The 19,560-nt window shown below is 40.8% G+C and carries 35 protein-coding genes; 34 read left to right on the top strand and 1 reads right to left on the bottom strand.

Features of this window, described 5'->3' with window-relative positions; translation table 11 throughout:
- The first annotated feature begins 44 nt into the window (after positions 1-44).
- From G5B60_RS10320 to rplQ, 34 genes are all read left to right on the top strand, one after another.
- On the top strand, positions 45-815 hold the full coding sequence (locus tag G5B60_RS10320; RefSeq protein ID WP_164683893.1) for a TatD family hydrolase: 771 nt from the start codon (positions 45-47) through the stop codon (positions 813-815).
- Positions 808-1,374, top strand: coding sequence for a ribonuclease M5 (gene rnmV, locus G5B60_RS10315; protein ID WP_164683892.1), 567 nt, complete (start codon positions 808-810; stop codon positions 1,372-1,374). Before G5B60_RS10320 ends, rnmV begins: the two co-directional genes overlap by 8 nt.
- 46 nt (positions 1,375-1,420) lie before the next feature.
- The gene (locus tag G5B60_RS10310; protein WP_164683891.1) at positions 1,421-2,068 is read left to right on the top strand and encodes a DarT ssDNA thymidine ADP-ribosyltransferase family protein; all 648 of its coding nucleotides are present in this window, start codon (positions 1,421-1,423) and stop codon (positions 2,066-2,068) included.
- A gap of 3 nt (positions 2,069-2,071) precedes the next feature.
- Positions 2,072-2,788 carry a DarT1-associated NADAR antitoxin family protein gene (locus tag G5B60_RS10305; protein ID WP_164683890.1) on the top strand — a complete coding sequence of 239 codons (717 nt, stop codon included), beginning with the start codon at positions 2,072-2,074 and terminating at the stop codon, positions 2,786-2,788.
- A gap of 17 nt (positions 2,789-2,805) precedes the next feature.
- Positions 2,806-3,678: a 16S rRNA (adenine(1518)-N(6)/adenine(1519)-N(6))-dimethyltransferase RsmA gene (rsmA, locus tag G5B60_RS10300; RefSeq protein ID WP_164683889.1), complete on the top strand. Its 873-nt coding sequence runs from the start codon at positions 2,806-2,808 to the stop codon at positions 3,676-3,678.
- 223 nt (positions 3,679-3,901) lie between these two features.
- Positions 3,902-4,210: a 30S ribosomal protein S10 gene (gene rpsJ / locus G5B60_RS10295; RefSeq protein ID WP_002885653.1), complete on the top strand. Its 309-nt coding sequence runs from the start codon at positions 3,902-3,904 to the stop codon at positions 4,208-4,210.
- Between the two features lie 74 nt (positions 4,211-4,284).
- Positions 4,285-4,911: a 50S ribosomal protein L3 gene (gene rplC / locus G5B60_RS10290; protein WP_115271260.1), complete on the top strand. Its 627-nt coding sequence runs from the start codon at positions 4,285-4,287 to the stop codon at positions 4,909-4,911.
- 23 nt (positions 4,912-4,934) lie between these two features.
- Complete coding sequence (rplD, locus tag G5B60_RS10285; protein ID WP_164683888.1) at positions 4,935-5,558, top strand: 50S ribosomal protein L4; 624 nt, start codon at positions 4,935-4,937, stop codon at positions 5,556-5,558.
- Complete coding sequence (locus G5B60_RS10280; protein ID WP_115271256.1) at positions 5,558-5,854, top strand: 50S ribosomal protein L23; 297 nt, start codon at positions 5,558-5,560, stop codon at positions 5,852-5,854. The genes rplD and G5B60_RS10280 overlap by 1 nt, the downstream gene beginning before the upstream one ends.
- Before the next feature lie 17 nt (positions 5,855-5,871).
- Positions 5,872-6,705, top strand: a complete 834-nt coding sequence (gene rplB / locus G5B60_RS10275; RefSeq protein WP_115271254.1) for a 50S ribosomal protein L2 — start codon at positions 5,872-5,874, stop codon at positions 6,703-6,705.
- A gap of 98 nt (positions 6,706-6,803) precedes the next feature.
- Positions 6,804-7,082: a 30S ribosomal protein S19 gene (gene rpsS, locus G5B60_RS10270; protein ID WP_000533765.1), complete on the top strand. Its 279-nt coding sequence runs from the start codon at positions 6,804-6,806 to the stop codon at positions 7,080-7,082.
- Between the two features lie 15 nt (positions 7,083-7,097).
- The gene (gene rplV / locus G5B60_RS10265) at positions 7,098-7,442 is read left to right on the top strand and encodes a 50S ribosomal protein L22 (protein ID WP_115271252.1); all 345 of its coding nucleotides are present in this window, start codon (positions 7,098-7,100) and stop codon (positions 7,440-7,442) included.
- Positions 7,443-7,454: 12 nt separating this feature from the next.
- Positions 7,455-8,108, top strand: coding sequence for a 30S ribosomal protein S3 (rpsC, locus tag G5B60_RS10260; RefSeq protein ID WP_115271251.1), 654 nt, complete (start codon positions 7,455-7,457; stop codon positions 8,106-8,108).
- 3 nt (positions 8,109-8,111) lie between these two features.
- Positions 8,112-8,525 (top strand): 50S ribosomal protein L16, encoded by a 414-nt coding sequence (gene rplP, locus G5B60_RS10255; protein WP_115271249.1) that lies wholly within the window; start codon positions 8,112-8,114, stop codon positions 8,523-8,525.
- Between the two features lie 9 nt (positions 8,526-8,534).
- Positions 8,535-8,741, top strand: a complete 207-nt coding sequence (gene rpmC, locus G5B60_RS10250; protein ID WP_115271247.1) for a 50S ribosomal protein L29 — start codon at positions 8,535-8,537, stop codon at positions 8,739-8,741.
- A 26-nt stretch (positions 8,742-8,767) separates the two neighbouring features.
- Positions 8,768-9,028: a 30S ribosomal protein S17 gene (gene rpsQ / locus G5B60_RS10245; RefSeq protein WP_115271245.1), complete on the top strand. Its 261-nt coding sequence runs from the start codon at positions 8,768-8,770 to the stop codon at positions 9,026-9,028.
- A 23-nt stretch (positions 9,029-9,051) separates the two neighbouring features.
- Entirely contained in the window at positions 9,052-9,420 is a 369-nt protein-coding gene (rplN, locus tag G5B60_RS10240; protein ID WP_115271243.1) for a 50S ribosomal protein L14, read from the top strand.
- Between the two features lie 76 nt (positions 9,421-9,496).
- The gene (rplX, locus tag G5B60_RS10235; RefSeq protein WP_164683887.1) at positions 9,497-9,802 is read left to right on the top strand and encodes a 50S ribosomal protein L24; all 306 of its coding nucleotides are present in this window, start codon (positions 9,497-9,499) and stop codon (positions 9,800-9,802) included.
- Positions 9,803-9,825: 23 nt separating this feature from the next.
- Positions 9,826-10,368, top strand: a complete 543-nt coding sequence (gene rplE / locus G5B60_RS10230) for a 50S ribosomal protein L5 (RefSeq protein ID WP_164683886.1) — start codon at positions 9,826-9,828, stop codon at positions 10,366-10,368.
- A gap of 17 nt (positions 10,369-10,385) precedes the next feature.
- Positions 10,386-10,571, top strand: a complete 186-nt coding sequence (locus G5B60_RS10225; protein ID WP_001085699.1) for a type Z 30S ribosomal protein S14 — start codon at positions 10,386-10,388, stop codon at positions 10,569-10,571.
- 166 nt (positions 10,572-10,737) lie between these two features.
- Positions 10,738-11,136, top strand: coding sequence for a 30S ribosomal protein S8 (gene rpsH / locus G5B60_RS10220; RefSeq protein ID WP_115271236.1), 399 nt, complete (start codon positions 10,738-10,740; stop codon positions 11,134-11,136).
- 145 nt (positions 11,137-11,281) lie between these two features.
- On the top strand, positions 11,282-11,818 hold the full coding sequence (rplF, locus tag G5B60_RS10215; RefSeq protein WP_115271234.1) for a 50S ribosomal protein L6: 537 nt from the start codon (positions 11,282-11,284) through the stop codon (positions 11,816-11,818).
- A 90-nt stretch (positions 11,819-11,908) separates the two neighbouring features.
- On the top strand, positions 11,909-12,265 hold the full coding sequence (rplR, locus tag G5B60_RS10210; protein ID WP_164683885.1) for a 50S ribosomal protein L18: 357 nt from the start codon (positions 11,909-11,911) through the stop codon (positions 12,263-12,265).
- A gap of 18 nt (positions 12,266-12,283) precedes the next feature.
- Positions 12,284-12,778: a 30S ribosomal protein S5 gene (rpsE, locus tag G5B60_RS10205; RefSeq protein ID WP_115271230.1), complete on the top strand. Its 495-nt coding sequence runs from the start codon at positions 12,284-12,286 to the stop codon at positions 12,776-12,778.
- Positions 12,779-12,792: 14 nt separating this feature from the next.
- Complete coding sequence (gene rpmD, locus G5B60_RS10200) at positions 12,793-12,972, top strand: 50S ribosomal protein L30 (protein WP_115271229.1); 180 nt, start codon at positions 12,793-12,795, stop codon at positions 12,970-12,972.
- 126 nt (positions 12,973-13,098) lie between these two features.
- Complete coding sequence (rplO, locus tag G5B60_RS10195; protein WP_115271227.1) at positions 13,099-13,539, top strand: 50S ribosomal protein L15; 441 nt, start codon at positions 13,099-13,101, stop codon at positions 13,537-13,539.
- Between the two features lie 16 nt (positions 13,540-13,555).
- Entirely contained in the window at positions 13,556-14,863 is a 1,308-nt protein-coding gene (gene secY, locus G5B60_RS10190) for a preprotein translocase subunit SecY (protein ID WP_164683884.1), read from the top strand.
- Positions 14,864-14,994: 131 nt separating this feature from the next.
- Positions 14,995-15,636, top strand: a complete 642-nt coding sequence (locus G5B60_RS10185; protein ID WP_164683883.1) for an adenylate kinase — start codon at positions 14,995-14,997, stop codon at positions 15,634-15,636.
- A gap of 118 nt (positions 15,637-15,754) precedes the next feature.
- A complete protein-coding gene (gene infA / locus G5B60_RS10180; protein ID WP_001040189.1) occupies positions 15,755-15,973 on the top strand; it encodes a translation initiation factor IF-1 in 219 nt (72 codons plus the stop codon).
- A 25-nt stretch (positions 15,974-15,998) separates the two neighbouring features.
- On the top strand, positions 15,999-16,115 hold the full coding sequence (gene rpmJ, locus G5B60_RS10175; protein WP_002959355.1) for a 50S ribosomal protein L36: 117 nt from the start codon (positions 15,999-16,001) through the stop codon (positions 16,113-16,115).
- A 17-nt stretch (positions 16,116-16,132) separates the two neighbouring features.
- The gene (gene rpsM / locus G5B60_RS10170) at positions 16,133-16,498 is read left to right on the top strand and encodes a 30S ribosomal protein S13 (RefSeq protein ID WP_115271221.1); all 366 of its coding nucleotides are present in this window, start codon (positions 16,133-16,135) and stop codon (positions 16,496-16,498) included.
- 17 nt (positions 16,499-16,515) lie between these two features.
- A complete protein-coding gene (gene rpsK / locus G5B60_RS10165; protein WP_115271219.1) occupies positions 16,516-16,899 on the top strand; it encodes a 30S ribosomal protein S11 in 384 nt (127 codons plus the stop codon).
- Positions 16,900-16,947: 48 nt separating this feature from the next.
- Positions 16,948-17,886, top strand: a complete 939-nt coding sequence (locus tag G5B60_RS10160) for a DNA-directed RNA polymerase subunit alpha (RefSeq protein WP_115271164.1) — start codon at positions 16,948-16,950, stop codon at positions 17,884-17,886.
- 21 nt (positions 17,887-17,907) lie between these two features.
- Positions 17,908-18,294: a 50S ribosomal protein L17 gene (gene rplQ / locus G5B60_RS10155; RefSeq protein WP_164683882.1), complete on the top strand. Its 387-nt coding sequence runs from the start codon at positions 17,908-17,910 to the stop codon at positions 18,292-18,294.
- Between the two features lie 215 nt (positions 18,295-18,509).
- Here rplQ and G5B60_RS10150 read toward each other — a convergent pair whose 3' ends face one another.
- A complete protein-coding gene (locus tag G5B60_RS10150) occupies positions 18,510-19,379 on the bottom strand; it encodes an RluA family pseudouridine synthase (protein ID WP_164683881.1) in 870 nt (289 codons plus the stop codon).
- Positions 19,380-19,560: the final 181 nt, after the last annotated feature.

Here is a 19,560-nt window from a genome sequence, read left to right as displayed (position 1 = left end):
ATCGTCTTATGGTATAATAAAAGAGACAAACCGGAGGATAAATAATGCAGATTTTTGATACGCATACTCACCTCAACGTAGAAAACTTTGAGGGCAAAGAAAAAGAAGAAATAGATCTGGCACGTGAGCTTGGCGTGACCAAGATGAATATCGTGGGCTTTGATAAGCCGACCATTGAGCGTGCCTTGGAGTTGATAGAGACTTATGACAACCTCTATGCGACCATTGGCTGGCACCCGACTGAGGCTGGCACTTACACGGATGAGGTGGAGGCTTGGCTACTTGAAAAGCTCAAACACCCCAAGGTCGTTGCACTTGGTGAGATTGGGCTAGACTATCACTGGATGACAGCACCAAAGGAAGTGCAGGCAGATGTTTTTCGCCGTCAGATGAAGCTGGCGAAAAAACTTGACCTTCCCTTTGTTGTCCACACCAGAGACGCTTTAGAGGACACTTATGACCTCATCGAGGCAGAAGGCGTCGGACCTCGTGGGGGCATTATGCACTCTTACTCAGGCTCTTTGGAAATGGCAGAGCGTTTCATCGACCTTGGCATGGCTATTTCCTTTTCAGGCGTGGTGACTTTCAAAAAAGCCTTGGATGTACAGGAAGCTGCGACTCACCTGCCTTTGGATAAGATATTAGTAGAGACAGACGCACCCTACCTTGCCCCAGTGCCTAAGCGTGGTCGTGAAAATAAACCAGCCTACACCCGCTATGTCGTGGAGAAAATCGCAGAACTCCGTGGACTTCCAGTTGAAGAAGTCGCCCAAGCAACCTATGACAATGCAGTGAGGGTGTTTGGTCTTGACTAAGAAAAAAATCTACGAAGTTGTGGTCGTTGAGGGCAAGGACGACACGGCAAATCTCAAACGTTTTTATGAAGTTGACACCTATGAGACCAGGGGGTCTGCCATCTCAGATGAGGACTTAGCAAGGATTGATAGACTAAATAACCTTCGAGGTGTCATCGTCTTTACCGACCCAGACTACAATGGAGAGCGCATTCGTAAGCTCATCATGCAGGCAGTGCCCACCGCAAAGCATGCCTTTCTCAACCGTGGCGAGGCAGTGCCCAAGTCCAAGACCAAGGGGCGCTCGCTCGGTGTGGAGCACGCTAGCTACGAGGACTTGGAGAAAGCTCTGTCAAGCGTTATGGGCTACTATGATGGCGAGGAAACCTTTGACATTACGGCAAGTGACCTCATGCGCCTAGGATTGACCATGGGGACTGACAGCAGACAGCGCCGTGAGTATCTAGGCGAAGAACTTCGTATCGGCTACACCAACGGCAAGCAACTCCTCAAGCGTCTACGCCTATTTGGTGTGACCTTAGCGGAGGTGGAGGAAGTTATGAAAAAGTATGATCTGTAGCAATTTGCATAATTTATTGAATAGAAAAAAGGAAGTTGGGTTGTAAATGAATACATATAGTGAGATAATAAGGGAAAAGGGAATTGACCGTTTATGTCATTTTACTCATTGTAATAATTTAGGGAAAATTTTATCAGAGGGGATACTTTCTAGCAAATATCCTAATATTAATAGGAATGATTTAGATAGAGCGGATGGGTATTTGGATTATGTATGTACGTCAATTCAGTATCCGAATGTGTATTGTTTACGTGATATTATTAAAAGACAAAATTTGAAGATGGAAGATTTTGTTATATTGGAGGTAGACCCTAATATAATAAATGATACTACGAACTTTTGTTATGTTAACGCTGCTCAAGACAGTGGGCGGTATGTCAGTAAAGGTGTAGAGAGTTTTAAAATGATTTTTTCAGAGTATCTTGAATTTGGAAAAATAAAAAAACGTAATTCCAAGTGGGTAAAAAATGCTCCAACTAATCTGCAAGCAGAAGTGTTAATATTTGATAAAATTACAGTAGAAAAAATTAAAGGAATAATTTTTCATGAAAATTGTATCATAGAGAATATATTAAAAGATATTATTGTTCCGAGTCATATAAGGTTAAGAAAGTCAAAAGATCTCTTTGAAAAATGTGATTATTGGCTGAATCGTGGATGTTATCCTTATGATTTCTCATTGGATTGGAGCTAAAGTATGGCAAAGAGACCCGTTTTTTTTAGTAATAATGAAGGTTATAGGTCTGAGATGATAGAATTTGAATTTTTTTCAGGGTTCTCAGCTTCACAAAAACAAAAGTCAATAAGTTCTTTGCACGAGTGTACATTAGAAAAGTATCCAAAACTGAAAATTTTGGAAATTTCGTCTAGATCACCATCTAAAGTTGGTATAAAAGCTAGTGCTTTTAATTTAATGGTGCAGATGATATCAGGTAAAAAATATTCTGTAGAGCAGATTTTTCAAGGAAGTAAGGTATTCAATGAAAATGGATGTCAGATTGGTCTTTTAGAACGATATGATTCCAAAACGATGAAAAAAATTGTAAAAACCATTCATAGAAGTGATAAATTAATTGGGTTTAATAGTTTTGGGCAAAAATTTCCATTAGAACCTAAAACGTACTTCTATAACTGGTTGTATGTGAATGCTTTACACAAAAATTACGTGTTATCTAAAAAGATTATGAAGTATAATGCCTTTTCTGATATTGAGTTTAACCCTAAAAAATCAGTAAACTGTCAAGCTGAGGCATGTGCTATATATGTTTTTTTGAAAAGTAGCAACCATTTAGAGGAAGCTTTGTCAAATAAAGAAAAGTTTTTAAAAATAGTGTATCCCAATTTTTTATCTAAAATCAACGAAGAAGTATTTAGTAGCGATAATAATTTACAATTATCTCTTTTTGACTCCTAATATAGAAAGAACAAAACATGAAAATAGCAGACTACAGCGTGACCCGTGCGATTTTGGAGCGTCATGGGTTCACGTTTAAGAAATCTTTTGGTCAGAATTTCCTGACTGATACCAATATTTTGCAGAAAATTGTAGATACGGCAGAGCTTGACAAGAAGGTCAACGTCATCGAGATTGGACCGGGGATTGGCGCTCTGACGGAGTTTTTGGCAGAAAATGCTGCTGAGGTTATGGCTTTTGAGATTGACGATCGCTTGGTGCCCATCTTAGCCGATACCTTGCGTGACTTTGACAATGTCACCGTGGTCAATGAAGACATTTTAAAGGCAGACTTGCAGGCGCATATCCAGAACTTCAAAAATCCAGAGCTGCCAATTAAGGTTGTGGCTAACCTGCCTTACTATATCACGACGCCTATTCTCATGCACTTGATTGAGAGCAAGATTCCTTTTAGCGAGTTTGTCGTCATGATGCAAAAGGAAGTAGCAGACCGCATCTCCGCCCAGCCAAACACCAAGGCTTATGGCAGTCTATCCATCGCTGTTCAGTACTACATGACAGCCAAGGTCGCTTTCGTCGTGCCTCGTACGGTCTTTGTCCCTGCGCCAAATGTGGACTCAGCCATCCTCAAAATGGTGCGTAGAAGCGAGCCACTAGTCACTGCTAAGGATGAGGACTTTTTCTTCAAGGTGGCACGCCTTAGTTTTGTGCACCGCAGAAAAACTCTCTGGAACAACCTCACAGGCGCTTTTGGCAAATCTGAAGAGGTCAAGGAACGACTGACACGAGCTTTAGAGCAGGCTGACATCAAGCCTAGCGTGCGTGGTGAAGCCCTGTCTATTGCTGATTTTGCCAGACTGTCAGATGCTCTGCAGGATGAAGGTTTTTAATAATAGAGAGAGCGAAAGCTCTTTCTATTATTTTTTTGAGAAAAAAAGGCAAAAAGCCTTGCATTCCCTAGGGAAATTTGGTATTATTTTATGGTGCTGTAAAAATGAACAGCTTTAGCTATGATACAAGAGGTTGCGACACGCTCGGCTGCATTGCCACGCGGCACGTGTTGGTTTTCTTGAGGAGCTAGCCTATTATCGTAAATAGACGAGAGGAGAAAAGATGGCAAACAAAAAAATCCGTATCCGTTTGAAAGCGTACGAACACCGTACACTTGATACAGCGGCAGAAAAAATCGTTGAAACTGCAACACGCACAGGCGCTACAGTTGCTGGACCAGTTCCACTTCCAACTGAACGTAGCCTCTACACAATTATTCGTGCGACTCACAAATACAAAGATTCTCGCGAACAATTTGAAATGCGTACACACAAACGTCTTATCGACATCATCAACCCAACTCAAAAAACAGTTGATGCATTGATGAAACTTGATTTGCCAAGTGGTGTCAACGTTGAAATCAAACTTTAATTGATTTCAGAGCACAAAAAACGCTCGTTAAAAACTTTTTAAACAAAAAAATAAAGTAAAGGAATTATTTTCTCATGACAAAAGGAATCTTAGGGAAAAAAGTGGGAATGACTCAAATCTTCACTGAATCTGGTGAATTCATCCCTGTTACTGTCATTGAAGCAACTCCAAACGTTGTTCTTCAAGTGAAAACTGTTGAAACAGACGGTTACGAAGCTGTTCAAGTTGGTTTTGATGACAAACGTGAAGTATTGAGTAACAAACCTGCCAAAGGCCATGTTGCTAAAGCCAACACTGCTCCTAAGCGCTTCATTCGTGAATTCAAAAACATCGAAGGCGTAGAAGTAGGTGGCGAACTTACTGTTGAACAATTTGAAGCTGGAGATGTTGTTGACGTCACAGGAACAACTAAAGGTAAAGGTTTCCAAGGTGTTATCAAACGCCACGGTCAATCACGTGGTCCTATGGCTCACGGTTCTCGTTACCACCGTCGTCCAGGTTCTATGGGACCTGTTGCGCCAAACCGTGTGTTTAAAAACAAACACTTGGCAGGACGTATGGGTGGCAACCGTGTGACTATCCAAAATCTTGAAGTCGTACAAGTTGTTCCAGAAAAGAACGTTATCCTTATCAAAGGTAACGTACCAGGTGCTAAGAAATCTCTTATCACCATCAAATCTGCAGTTAAAGCTGCTAAATAAGAAGGAAGGAGAAAATAGTTAAAATGGCAAATGTAAAACTATTTGACCAAACTGGGAAAGAAGTTAGCACAGTTGAACTTAACGACGCTGTCTTCGGTATCGAACCAAACGAATCAGTAGTATTTGAAGTCGTTATCAGCCAACGCGCTAGCCTTCGCCAAGGTACTCATGCGGTTAAAAACCGTTCAGCAGTATCAGGTGGTGGTCGTAAACCATGGCGCCAAAAAGGAACTGGACGTGCTCGTCAAGGTTCTATCCGTGCACCTCAATGGCGTGGTGGTGGTGTTGTCTTTGGACCAACTCCACGTTCATATGCTTACAAACTTCCACAAAAAGTGCGTCGCTTAGCATTGAAATCTGTTTACTCAGCAAAAGTTGCTGAAGAAAAATTGGTTGCTGTAGAAGGACTTTCATTTGCAGCACCAAAAACAGCTGAATTTGCTTCTGTTCTTTCAGCATTGAACATTGATTCAAAAGTGCTTGTTATTCTTGAAGAAGGAAACAAATTTGCTGAATTGTCAGCACGTAACCTTCCAAACGTTAAAGTTGCAACTGCAGCAACAGCAAGTGTTCTTGATATCGTAAACGCAGACAAACTTCTTGTAACAAAAGAAGCAATCTCTACAATCGAGGAGGTTCTTGCATAATGAATTTGTACGACGTAATCAAAAAACCTGTTATCACTGAAGATTCAATGGCGAAGCTTGAAGCAGGAAAATACGTATTTGAAGTTGACACTCGTGCACACAAACTTTTGATCAAACAAGCTGTTGAAGCTGCGTTTGAAGGTGTTAAAGTTGCTAATGTCAACACAATCACAGTGAAACCTAAACAAAAACGTGTTGGACGTTACGTAGGTTACACAAGTAAAGTGAAAAAAGCTATCATCACATTGACAGCTGATTCACCAGCAATCGAAATCTTTGCTGCTGAAGCTGAATAATCAAAGGAGGAAATCACGTGGGTATTAAAGTTTATAAACCAACGACAAATGGCCGTCGTAATATGACTTCTTTGGACTTTGCTGAAATCACAACATCTACTCCTGAGAAATCATTGCTTGTTTCATTAAAGAAAACAGCAGGACGTAACAACAACGGTCGTATCACTGTTCGCCACCATGGTGGTGGACACAAACGCCACTACCGTTTGATTGACTTCAAACGTAACAAAGACGGCGTTGAAGCAGTTGTTAAAACAATCGAGTACGATCCAAACCGTACAGCTAACATCGCTCTTGTACACTACACTGACGGTGTGAAAGCTTACATCATCGCACCTAAAGGTCTTGAAGTTGGTCAACGTATCGTTTCGGGTCCAGACGCCGACATCAAAGTTGGTAACGCACTTCCACTTGCAAACATTCCAGTCGGTACTGTTATCCACAATATCGAATTGCAACCTGGTAAAGGTGCTGAGCTTATCCGTGCGGCTGGTGCTTCTGCACAAGTACTTGGTCAAGAAGGTAAATACGTTCTTGTTCGTCTTCAATCAGGTGAAGTTCGTATGATTCTTGGAACTTGCCGTGCTACTATCGGTACAGTTGGTAACGAACAACAATCACTTGTTAACATTGGTAAAGCAGGACGTAGCCGTTGGAAAGGTATCCGCCCAACAGTTCGTGGTTCTGTAATGAACCCTAACGATCACCCACACGGTGGTGGTGAAGGTAAAGCACCAGTTGGTCGTAAAGCACCATCTACACCATGGGGCAAACCAGCACTTGGTCTTAAAACACGTAACAAAAAAGCGAAATCAGACAAACTTATCGTTCGTCGTCGTAACGAAAAATAAGCTAAAAGTCGCTTAAGATAACATTTCATTCCGCCAGCTCGGTAGCGCCCTATGGGCGCAAGCCGTTGTGGTAACAATTTTAAAGGAGAACACACTAAATGGGACGCAGTCTTAAAAAAGGACCTTTCGTCGATGAGCATTTGATGAAAAAAGTTGAAGCTCAAGCTAATGACGAAAAGAAAAAAGTAATCAAAACTTGGTCACGTCGTTCTACGATCTTCCCAAGTTTCATCGGATATACAATCGCAGTTTATGATGGACGTAAACACGTTCCTGTTTACATCCAAGAAGACATGGTAGGTCACAAACTTGGTGAATTTGCACCAACACGTACTTACAAAGGTCACGCTGCAGACGATAAGAAAACACGTCGTTAATAGGAGGAGGACACAATGGCAGAAATTACTTCAGCTAAAGCAATGGCTCGTACAGTCCGTGTTTCACCTCGTAAAACACGTCTTGTACTTGATCTTATCCGTGGTAAAAACGTTGCGGACGCAATCGCAATCTTGAAATTCACTCCAAACAAAGCTGCACGCGTTGTTGAGCAAACTCTTAACTCTGCTATCGCTAACGCAGAAAACAACTTTGGTTTGGAAAAAGCTAATTTGGTGGTATCTGAAACATTTGCAAACGAAGGACCAACAATGAAACGTTTCCGTCCACGTGCGAAAGGTTCAGCTTCACCAATTAACAAACGCACAACTCACGTGACAGTAGTTGTCGCAGAAAAATAAGGAGGTAAAATCGTGGGTCAAAAAGTACATCCAATTGGAATGCGTGTCGGCATCATCCGTGATTGGGATGCAAAATGGTATGCTGAAAAAGAATACGCGGATTACCTTCATGAAGATTTAGCAATCCGCAACTTCATCAATAAAGAATTGGCAGACGCTTCTGTTTCAACTATCGAAATCGAACGTGCTGTTAACAAAGTTATCGTTTCTCTCCACACTGCTAAACCAGGTATGGTTATCGGTAAAGGTGGAAGTAACGTTGATGCACTTCGTGCAAAACTTAACAAATTGACTGGTAAACAAGTTCACATCAACATCATCGAAATCAAACAACCTGATCTTGATGCTCACCTTGTTGGTGAAAACATTGCTCGTCAATTGGAACAACGTGTTGCTTTCCGTCGTGCACAAAAACAAGCTATCCAACGTACAATGCGTGCTGGAGCAAAAGGAATCAAAACTCAAGTTTCTGGTCGTTTGAACGGTGCTGATATTGCCCGTAGCGAAGGTTACTCAGAAGGAACTGTTCCACTTCACACACTTCGTGCAGATATTGATTACGCTTGGGAAGAAGCTGACACAACTTACGGTAAACTTGGTGTTAAAGTTTGGATCTACCGTGGAGAAGTGCTTCCAGCTCGTAAAAACACTAAAGGAGGCAAATAACAGATGTTAGTACCTAAACGTGTTAAACACCGTCGCGAATTCCGTGGAAAAATGCGCGGTGAAGCTAAAGGTGGTAAAGAAGTAACATTTGGAGAATACGGTCTTCAAGCAACAACTAGCCACTGGATTACAAACCGCCAAATCGAAGCTGCCCGTATCGCTATGACGCGTTACATGAAACGTGGTGGTAAAGTTTGGATTAAAATCTTCCCACACAAATCATACACTGCTAAAGCTATCGGTGTACGTATGGGTTCTGGTAAAGGGGCACCTGAAGGTTGGGTAGCACCAGTTAAACGTGGTAAAGTGATGTTTGAAATCGCTGGTGTATCAGAAGAAGTTGCTCGCGAAGCTCTTCGTCTTGCAAGCCACAAATTGCCAGTTAAGACTAAATTCGTAAAACGTGAAGCAGAATAAGGAGAAGACATGAAACTTCAAGAAATTAAAGATTTTGTTAAAGAGCTTCGTGGCTTGTCTCAAGAAGAGCTTGCTCAAAAAGAAAACGAACTCAAAAAAGAATTGTTTGAACTTCGTTTCCAAGCTGCAGCAGGACAATTAGAACAAACTGCTCGCCTTGACGAAGTGAAAAAACAAATTGCTCGTGTTAAAACCGTGCAATCTGAAACTAAATAATAGATTGGGAAAGGAGAATTCTAATAATGGAACGTAATCAACGTAAAACCCTTGTTGGACGTGTTGTGTCTGATAAAATGGACAAAACTATCACAGTTATAGTTGAAACAAAACGTAACCACCCAGTCTATGGTAAACGTATCAACTATTCTAAAAAATACAAAGCACATGATGAAAACAACATCGCTAAAGAAGGCGATATCGTTCGTATCATGGAAACTCGTCCACTTTCAGCTACAAAACGTTTCCGTCTTGTAGAAGTTGTCGAAGAAGCTGTTATTATCTAATAAACTAAAAGGAGAAAATTCTAATGATTCAACAAGAAACTCGCTTAAAAGTTGCTGATAATAGCGGTGCTCGCGAAATCTTGACTATCAAAGTTCTTGGTGGTTCAGGACGTAAATTCGCTAACATCGGTGACGTTATCGTTGCTTCTGTTAAGCAAGCTATCCCTGGTGGAGCTGTTAAAAAAGGTGATGTTGTCAAAGCCGTTGTTGTTCGTACAAAATCAGGTGCACGCCGTCCAGACGGTTCATACATCAAATTTGACGACAACGCTGCTGTTATCATCCGTGATGACAAAACACCTCGTGGAACACGTATCTTTGGCCCTGTAGCACGTGAATTACGTGAAGGTGGCTACATGCGTATCGTTTCATTGGCACCAGAAGTACTTTAATCAAAAACAAACGTAGTCCCCTAGGTTTTCCTAGGGTGCCCATTAGGGCGTAAGAAATATAGAGGAGAAATACCAAATGTTTGTAAAAAAAGGCGACAAGGTTCGCGTAATTGCTGGTAAGGACAAAGGCGTTGAAGCAGTTGTTCTTAAAGCTCTTCCAAAAGTAAATAAAGTTGTTGTTGAAGGCGTAGCTATCGTCAAAAAACACCAAAAACCAAATAGCGAAAACCCTCAAGGTGCTATCGTGGAAAAAGAAGCACCAATCCATGTGTCAAACGTACAAGTGCTTGACAAAAATGGTGTAGCAGGTCGTGTTGGTTACAAAGTTGTTGACGGCAAAAAAGTTCGTTACAACAAAAAATCAGGCGAAGTGCTTGATTAATCACGAAGGAAAGGAGAAGCATAATGGCAAATCGCTTAAAAGAAAAATACACTAATGAAGTTGTTCCTGCATTGACAGAAAAATTCAACTACTCATCTGTAATGGCTGTGCCAAAAGTTGAGAAAATCGTTCTTAACATGGGTGTTGGTGACGCTGTAAACAATGCTAAAAACCTTGAAAAAGCTGCTGCTGAATTGGCACTTATTTCAGGTCAAAAACCACTTATCACTAAAGCTAAGAAATCAATCGCTGGCTTCCGTCTTCGTGAAGGTGTTGCGATCGGTGCAAAAGTCACTCTTCGTGGTGAACGTATGTACGAATTTTTGGATAAATTAGTGACTGTTTCACTTCCACGTGTTCGTGACTTCCACGGTGTTCCAACAAAATCATTTGATGGACGTGGTAACTACACACTTGGTGTGAAAGAGCAATTGATTTTCCCAGAAATCAACTTTGATGATGTTGACAAAGTACGCGGTCTTGACATCGTTATCGTAACAACAGCAAATACTGACGAAGAATCACGTGAATTGCTTAAAGGTCTTGGAATGCCTTTTGCAAAATAATCTAGGAGGTAAATAGATTGGCTAAAAAATCAATGATTGCTAAGAACAAACGCCCTGCGAAGTTCTCTACGCAAGCTTATACTCGTTGCGAACGTTGTGGTCGTCCACACTCAGTTTACCGCAAGTTTAAACTTTGCCGTGTTTGCTTCCGTGAATTAGCTTACAAAGGTCAAATTCCAGGCGTTACCAAAGCTTCTTGGTAAAATAAGCTGTGAGGATGGGCAGATAAAGCAAAGGTGAATTTGTCTTTTTGTCTGTGCTCAAACTCAATTTGAATAAATAATACTTCGTTAGAGACATCTAGTGAAGCATTGATGCATTAACTAGCAAGTGAGTTATCAAACTACTAGTAAGAGGAGAAAATAAAAAATGGTTATGACAGACCCAATTGCAGACTTTTTAACACGTATTCGTAATGCTAACCAAGCAAAACACGAAGTGCTTGAAGTGCCTGCATCAAACATCAAAAAAGGAATTGCAGAAATCCTTAAACGTGAAGGTTTTGTAAAAAACGTTGAAGTGATCGAAGATAACAAACAAGGTATCATCCGTGTCTTCCTTAAATATGGACAAAACGGTGAACGCGTTATCACAAACCTTAAACGTGTTTCAAAACCAGGTCTTCGTGTTTACACAAAACGTGAAGACATGCCAAAAGTTCTTAACGGACTTGGTATTGCGATCGTATCTACTTCAGAAGGTCTTTTGACAGATAAAGAAGCTCGTCAAAAGAACGTTGGTGGAGAAGTTATCGCTTACGTTTGGTAAAATCATAAAAAGGGGCAAAGCAAGTCGGAAATTTCTTTTTTGGCACTGTTTAGCCCATCTACCAACTGGTAGAAAATGATTTGAACAACCCCGTGAAAACTCGTCGCACAAGCGGCTTGATAATCTAACAGGAGAAAATAAAACTATGTCACGTATTGGTAATAAAGTAATCACATTGCCTGCTGGTGTTGAAATCACTAACAATGACAATGTTGTTACTGTAAAAGGTCCTAAAGGTGAACTTACTCGTGAGTTCAACAAAAACATTGAAATCAAAGTTGAAGGTAATGAAGTTTCTCTTCACCGTCCAAACGACTCTAAAGAAATGAAAACAATCCATGGTACAACTCGTGCAAACTTGAACAACATGGTTGTTGGTGTTTCTGAAGGGTTCAAAAAAGAACTTGAAATGCGCGGTGTCGGATATCGTGCTCAACTTCAAGGTAGCAAATTAGTTCTTTCAGTTGGTAAATCTCACCAAGACGAAGTTGTTGCTCCAGAAGGCATCACTTTTGAAGTTCCAACACCTACAACAATCAATGTATTAGGTATCAACAAAGAAGTTGTTGGACAAACAGCAGCTTACATCCGTAGCCTTCGTGCTCCAGAACCTTACAAAGGTAAAGGTATCCGCTACGTTGGTGAATACGTACGCCGCAAAGAAGGTAAAACTGGTAAATAATCTTGTTGATTGGTTAGTTTTTCTAGCCAATGACAGGTTTACTTATAAGCTGTCCTTGTGATAGTATCAATAAATTAAGAGGTGAAAATTGTGATTTCGAAACCAGATAAAAATAAAATCCGCCAAAAACGCCACAAACGCGTTCGCGGTAAACTCTCTGGAACTGCTGATCGCCCACGTTTGAACGTATTCCGTTCTAATACAGGCATCTACGCTCAAGTAATTGATGACGTAGCGGGTGTAACGCTCGCAAGTGCATCAACTCTTGACAAGAAAGTTTCAAAAGGAACTAAAACAGAACAAGCCGTTGTAGTCGGTAAACTTGTTGCTGAACGTGCAGTAGCTAAAGGTATTTCTGAAGTGGTGTTTGACCGCGGTGGATATCTCTATCACGGACGTGTAAAAGCTTTGGCTGACTCAGCTCGTGAAAACGGATTGAAATTCTAATAGGGAGGACACTAGATAATGGCATTTAAAGACAATGCAGTAGAAATTGAAGAACGCGTTGTTGCGATTAACCGTGTTACAAAAGTTGTTAAAGGTGGACGTCGTCTTCGTTTTGCAGCGCTTGTAGTTGTTGGTGATCGTAATGGTCGTGTTGGTTTCGGTACTGGTAAAGCTCAAGAAGTACCTGAAGCTATTCGTAAAGCAGTTGACGCTGCTAAGAAAAATATGATTGAAGTGCCAATGGTTGGGACAACAATTCCTCACGAAGTACGCTCTGAGTTTGGTGGCGCTCGTGTATTGTTGAAACCAGCTGCTGAAGGTTCTGGGGTAGCTGCTGGTGGTGCGGTTCGTGCCGTCATCGAATTGGCAGGTGTTGCAGACATTACTTCAAAATCATTAGGTTCAAACACTCCAATCAACATTGTTCGTGCAACTGTTGAAGGATTGAAACAATTGAAACGTGCTGAAGAAGTTGCTGCTCTTCGTGGCATCTCAGTTTCTGACTTGGCTTAAGAAAGGAGATTATCATGGCTCAAATTAAAATTACTTTGACTAAGTCTCCAATCGGACGCAAACCAGAACAACGTAAAACAGTTGTTGCCCTTGGACTTGGTAAATTGAACTCTTCAGTTGTTAAAGAAGATACTCCAGCTATCCGTGGTATGGTTAATGCAGTATCACACTTGGTAACTGTTGAAGAAGCATAATTAAAGATGTCTAATCGCACTAATGAAGTTGGTGCGATTTAAGACAATATAAAAAGCGAGTCATATGGATGGCTTAATCCTTTAACCATCCATAAGGCGTTAGCATGTATAATAAGGAGAAAAATAATGAAACTTCATGAATTGAAACCTGCTCAAGGTTCACGCAAAGTTCGTAATCGTGTTGGTCGCGGAACATCATCAGGTAACGGTAAAACATCTGGTCGCGGTCAAAAAGGTCAAAAAGCACGTAGCGGTGGTGGCGTACGCCCAGGATTTGAAGGTGGACAAACTCCTCTTTTCCGTCGTTTGCCAAAACGTGGATTTACTAACGTAAACGCTAAAGAATACGCACTTGTAAATCTTGATCAACTTAACGTCTTTGAAGATGGTACTGAAGTAACACCAGCTCTTCTTAAAGAAGCAGGTATCGTTCGTAACTTCAAATCAGGTGTTAAAGTTCTTGGGAATGGTGAATTAACTAAAAAATTAACTGTTAAAGCAGCTAAATTCTCAAAATCTGCGGAAGCAGCGATTACTGCTAAGGGTGGTTCAATCGAAGTCATTTAATGAGAGGTAACTCATTATGTTCTTTAAACTGCTTAAAGATGCATTTAAGGTTAAAAATGTTCGCAAGAAGATTTTGTTTACAATCTTTATCATCTTTGTTTTTAGACTTGGAACGACAATCACGGTTCCTAGTATCAATGCTAGAAACTTAGACCAACTGCGAGATTTACCATTTCTAAATATGCTTAATCTGGTCAGTGGTAATGCTTTGAAAAACTTCTCAGTTTTCTCAATGGGGGTTAGCCCTTACATTACCGCATCCATTATCGTTCAGCTCTTGCAAATGGATATCTATCCTAAGTTTGTCGAATGGGGCAAGCAAGGTGAAGTTGGTCGAAGAAAGCTAAACCAAGCGACACGCTATATTTCGGTGGTATTTGCATTTATCCAATCTATCGGAATTACCTATAGTTTTGATCGTTTGTCCTCAGTTGGGATTGTCAAATCACCAAGTCCAAGCACCTTTCTTTTGATTGGTGCGATAATGACAGCAGGTAGTGTCATTGTGACATGGCTGGGAGATCAAATTACTGATAAAGGTTTTGGGAATGGTGTTTCCATGATCATCTTTGCAGGGATCATCTCATCAATACCTGATTCACTCACATCTATCTACGAAGACTTCTTTGTCAATGTACGAAGTAGTCAGTTGACACAGTCTTACATCATCGTAGGTTTATTGGTTCTTGCAGTGTTGGCAATTATCTTCTTTACGACTTTTGTCCAACAGGCAGAATACAAAATTCCAATCCAATATACCAAATTGGCACAAGGTGCTCCGACAAGTTCTTACTTGCCACTGAAAGTTAATCCAGCCGGCGTTATTCCCGTTATCTTTGCTAGCTCGATTACAACAATCCCAAGTACCATTATTCCATTCTTTGAAAATGGTCGAGATATTCCTTGGTTAGTAAAACTTCAAGAAATCCTTAATTTCCAATCACCAACAGGTATGCTTATCTATGCCGTGCTGATTGTTCTGTTCTCATTCTTCTACACGTTTGTCCAAGTCAATCCTGAAAAGACAGCGGAAAACTTACAGAAAAATGGTTCCTATATTCCAAGTGTTCGTCCAGGACGTGAAACAGAGCAGTATATGTCATCACTTCTGAAGAAGCTAGCAACAGTTGGGTCAGTCTTTCTCGCTTTCATTTCTTTGACCCCAATTGCAGCACAGCAAATCTTTGAGCTATCGTCTGGTATCGCTCTTGGAGGAACAAGTCTTCTTATCTTGATTTCTACTGGTATTGAAAGTATGAAACAATTGGAAGGTTATCTTCTTAAGAGAAAGTATGCTGGCTTTATGAATACTGATGTTAACTAGCATTTCGCAAAGGATGTTAGCAAAATGAAATAGAGAGGTTAGGCAACTAACCCTTTCTATTTTGTTTTTAAATAAATTTAGCACTGCCTTAGAGTGTTGGATTTATTTAAAAACAAAATAAGGAGAAAGTCATGAATCTTTTAATCATGGGGCTACCAGGTGCTGGTAAAGGGACTCAGGCAGCAAAAATTGTTGAGGAATTTGGTGTGGCGCATATTTCGACAGGGGATATGTTCCGTGCAGCAATGGCAAACAAGACTGAAATGGGTGTGCTTGCAAAAAGCTATATCGACAAGGGCGAGCTTGTTCCTGATGAAGTGACAAATGGTATTGTCAAAGAGCGTCTTGCTGAGTCTGACATCGCTGAAAAAGGCTTCTTGCTGGATGGTTACCCACGTACTATTGAGCAAGCTTATGCGCTTGATGAAACACTTAAAGCGCTAGGTCTTAAACTGGATGGTGTCATCAATATCGAAGTGAATCCAGACAGCTTGGTTGAGCGTTTGAGTGGACGTATTATTCACAAGAAAACAGGCGAAACTTTCCACAAAGTCTTCAATCCACCAGTAGGGGACTACAATGAAGACGATTACTACCAACGTGAGGATGACAAACCTGAGACTGTAAAACGTCGCTTGGATGTTAATATTGCTCAAGGAGCACCGATTATTGAACACTATCGCAAAGCTGGTATCGTCTCAGACATTCAAGGTAATCAAGAAATCGATGCTGTTTTTGCAGATATTGAAAAAGCTATCGCAGCGATGAAATAATTTTATCTATAATACTTGATAAGTTAGGCAAGTCGTGATATACTAGACTAGTCTGACTTATAATTGTTACCTCTGTTTTCAGAGGCTATCTAATCGAAATTTTAGGGGGTACTTTTGCGTGGCAAAAGAAGATGTGATTGAAATTGAAGGCAAAGTCGTTGAAACGATGCCTAATGCTATGTTTACTGTCGAGTTGGAAAATGGACATCAGATTTTAGCAACCGTATCAGGAAAAATCCGTAAAAACTATATTCGTATTTTAGTAGGTGACCGAGTTACAGTTGAGATGAGTCCTTATGATCTTACTCGTGGTCGTATCACATACCGCTTTAAATAATCGAAATACTTGGAGGGATTAAAAAATGAAGGTAAGACCATCGGTTAAACCAATTTGCGAATACTGCAAAGTTATTCGTCGTAACGGTCGTGTTATGGTAATTTGTCCATCAAATCCAAAACACAAACAACGTCAAGGATAAAATAGAAAGGAGAAAAAATGGCTCGTATTGCTGGAGTTGATATTCCAAATGACAAACGTGTAGTAATTTCATTAACTTATGTTTATGGTATCGGACTTGCAACATCTAAAAAAATCTTGGCAGCAGCTGGTGTATCTGAAGACATCCGTGTGAAAGATTTGACATCTGACCAAGAAGACGCAATCCGTCGTGAAGTGGATGCCATCAAAGTTGAAGGTGACCTTCGTCGTGAAGTGAACTTGAACATCAAACGTTTGATGGAAATCGGTTCATATCGTGGAATTCGTCACCGTCGTGGGCTTCCTGTCCGTGGACAAAACACTAAAAACAATGCTCGCACTCGTAAAGGTAAAGCTGTTGCGATTGCAGGTAAGAAAAAATAAAATAGGAGGTAAAAAAATTGGCTAAACCAACACGTAAACGTCGTGTGAAAAAGAACATCGAATCTGGTGTTGCACATATTCACGCTACATTCAATAACACAATTGTTATGATTACAGATGTGCATGGTAACGCTCTTGCATGGTCATCAGCTGGTGCACTTGGTTTTAAAGGATCACGTAAATCTACACCATTTGCTGCCCAAATGGCTGCTGAAGCTGCCGCTAAATCAGCACAAGAACATGGTGTAAAAACAGTTGAAGTTACTGTAAAAGGTCCTGGTTCAGGTCGTGAATCTGCTATTCGTGCTCTTGCAGCAGCTGGTCTTGAAGTAACATCAATCCGTGATGTAACACCTGTACCACACAATGGTGCTCGTCCTCCAAAACGTCGTCGTGTATAATCGTAACAATAGTCGTACACAACTTTTCGTTTAAGAGGGAGCAACCAAATGATTGAGTTTGAAAAACCATTGATAACAAAAATTGATGAAAATAAAGATTACGGCAAATTTGTTATCGAACCACTTGAACGTGGTTACGGAACAACTTTGGGAAATTCTCTTCGTCGTGTTCTCTTGTCCTCACTTCCAGGTGCGGCAGTAACATCTATCAAAATTGATGGTGTTTTACACGAGTTTGATACTATCCCAGGTGTCCGTGAAGATGTCATGCAAATTATCCTTAATGTAAAAGGACTTGCTGTAAAGTCTTACGTCGAAGACGAAAAGATGATTGAACTTGATGTCGAAGGTCCAGCAGAAGTAACTGCAGGTGACATTTTGACAGATAGTGATATTGAAATTGTTAACCCTGATCATTATCTTTTTACAATTGCTGAGGGACATTCTCTTAAAGCGACAATGACTGTGGCTAAAAACCGTGGTTATGTGCCAGCTGAAGGCAATAAAAAAGACGATGCACCAGTGGGAACTTTGGCTGTTGATTCTATCTACACTCCAGTCAAAAAAGTTAATTATCAAGTTGAACCGGCTCGTGTCGGAAGCAATGATGGCTTTGATAAATTAACTGTTGAAATCATGACAAATGGCACAATCATTCCTGAAGATGCTCTCGGTCTTTCAGCACGTATCCTTATCGAACACTTGAATCTCTTTACTGACTTGACAGAAGTGGCTAAAACAACTGAAGTCATGAAAGAAGCAGAGCAAGTCAATGATGAAAAAGTGCTTGACCGTACAATCGAAGAGCTTGATTTGTCAGTTCGTTCTTACAACTGTCTCAAACGTGCTGGTATCAATACCGTGCTTGATTTGACAGAAAAGACTGAACCTGAGATGATGAAAGTCCGTAACCTTGGACGTAAGAGTCTTGAAGAAGTCAAAGTGAAATTGGCTGAACTAGGTCTCGGACTCAAAAACGATAAATAAAAATTAAAAGAGGAGGAACTCATGGCTTACCGTAAACTAGGACGTACTAGCTCACAACGTAAAGCAATGCTTCGTGATTTGACAACTGATCTTCTTATCAATGAATCAATCGTTACAACTGAAGCTCGTGCTAAAGAAATCCGTAAAACAGTTGAAAAGATGATTACTCTTGGTAAACGTGGTGATTTGCACGCTCGTCGTCAAGCTGCTGCTTTTGTTCGTAACGAAATCGCAAGCGAAAACTATGATGAAGCAACTGATAAGTACACTGCTACTACAGCACTTCAAAAATTGTTCGATGATATTGCACCTCGTTATGCTGAACGCAACGGTGGATACACTCGTATCCTTAAGACAGAACCACGTCGTGGTGATGCAGCACCAATGGCTATCATTGAATTAGTTTAAATCATCAATTTTGTTGAGTGTTATGATGATGGGTGTCACGTGTGATACCTTAGTCTAGCTCTGGTCTACCGCTAAAGGAGAACTCCTTTAGCGGGAACACTCATCATAATGATAGTAACAAGCAAGGCTTGTTTACGATAGGTCTTTAGCCTTAAAAACTTATCGTAAGCAAGTTTTTCTTGTTTTTATGTGGATATAAAAACACCCAGCTTTTACTAAGCTTGGGTGTTTAGTTTTTGCTCAAAACTATCTGATTTTGCTTGAAAAGAAAGTTGCTGTCCTGTCAGAGGGTGTGTCAGTGTGAGCTTATAGGCGTGTAGCATGAGACGTCCTTTGGGGTGAGGATGGTAAAGGGGATCTCCGATAATAGGATGCCCATGATAGGAGAGGTGTACACGTATCTGATGGGTGCGTCCTGTATCTAGTTGGCATTCTACAAGCTGGTTTTTGGGGTAGGTTTTGAGGCGCTTTAGGTGTGTGATGGCAGTTTGTCCGTGTTTGTTGTCAACAACGCGTTTTCTACGGTCGTGGCGGTGTCGTCCGATTTTATCCCTGTAGGTGATGGTTTTAGGCAGTGTTTTTCCATCCACAAGCGCCCAATAATAGCGCTTAATCGCCTTTTTTTCTAGCATACGATTGAGAATCGGGAGGATAAAAGGATTTTTGGCAAAGAGGACAAGTCCGCTGGTTTCCTTGTCAAGTCTATGGACGACATAGCAGGTCTGTCCGACATAAGCAGAGACGTGATTGAGAAGTGCTAGCTCGTTTGGCTGATTGGCATGGGTTTTCATGCCTTCGGGTTTATTGACAATGATGAGGTGCTCGTCCTCATATACAGGCTGGACCAGCTGTTTGTTACCAAATAAAATAGTCTTAGCGGGATAATCCTCGTCATCAAATATTAGGGTGACATCATCTCCATGTTCAACGCTGCTTTGCCAATTGATAGGCTGGTTATTGATGAGCACATGCTTTTTAATGCGCAGGAAATGGCGGATTTTTCTGGGTATAAGTAGCCTGTCCTCAAGCAATTCTTTGACAGAGAGTTTTGGGTAAGGGTTTTGAAAATGTACTTGAAATGTCATAGGCTTATTATACCATGTTGGCTGTGGAAATGAGGTTTTTCCGCTGGATTTTAAGTTTTTTTTGGTACAATGACTGTATGAAATTACTTGAATCTTTGAAGAAGACCTTGGATAAGGTCAAGCAATTATCGTTTCACAAAAAGGCTGACGAGGTAAAAGACGTCGAGCCTGAGGTGGAGGA

Origin of the sequence: Streptococcus hyointestinalis, from assembly GCF_011039275.1 — a bacterium.
Lineage (GTDB): Bacteria > Bacillota > Bacilli > Lactobacillales > Streptococcaceae > Streptococcus > Streptococcus hyointestinalis_A.
The sequence above is the reverse complement of the archived record's forward strand: the minus strand, read 5'-3'. Positions and strand labels throughout refer to the sequence as shown.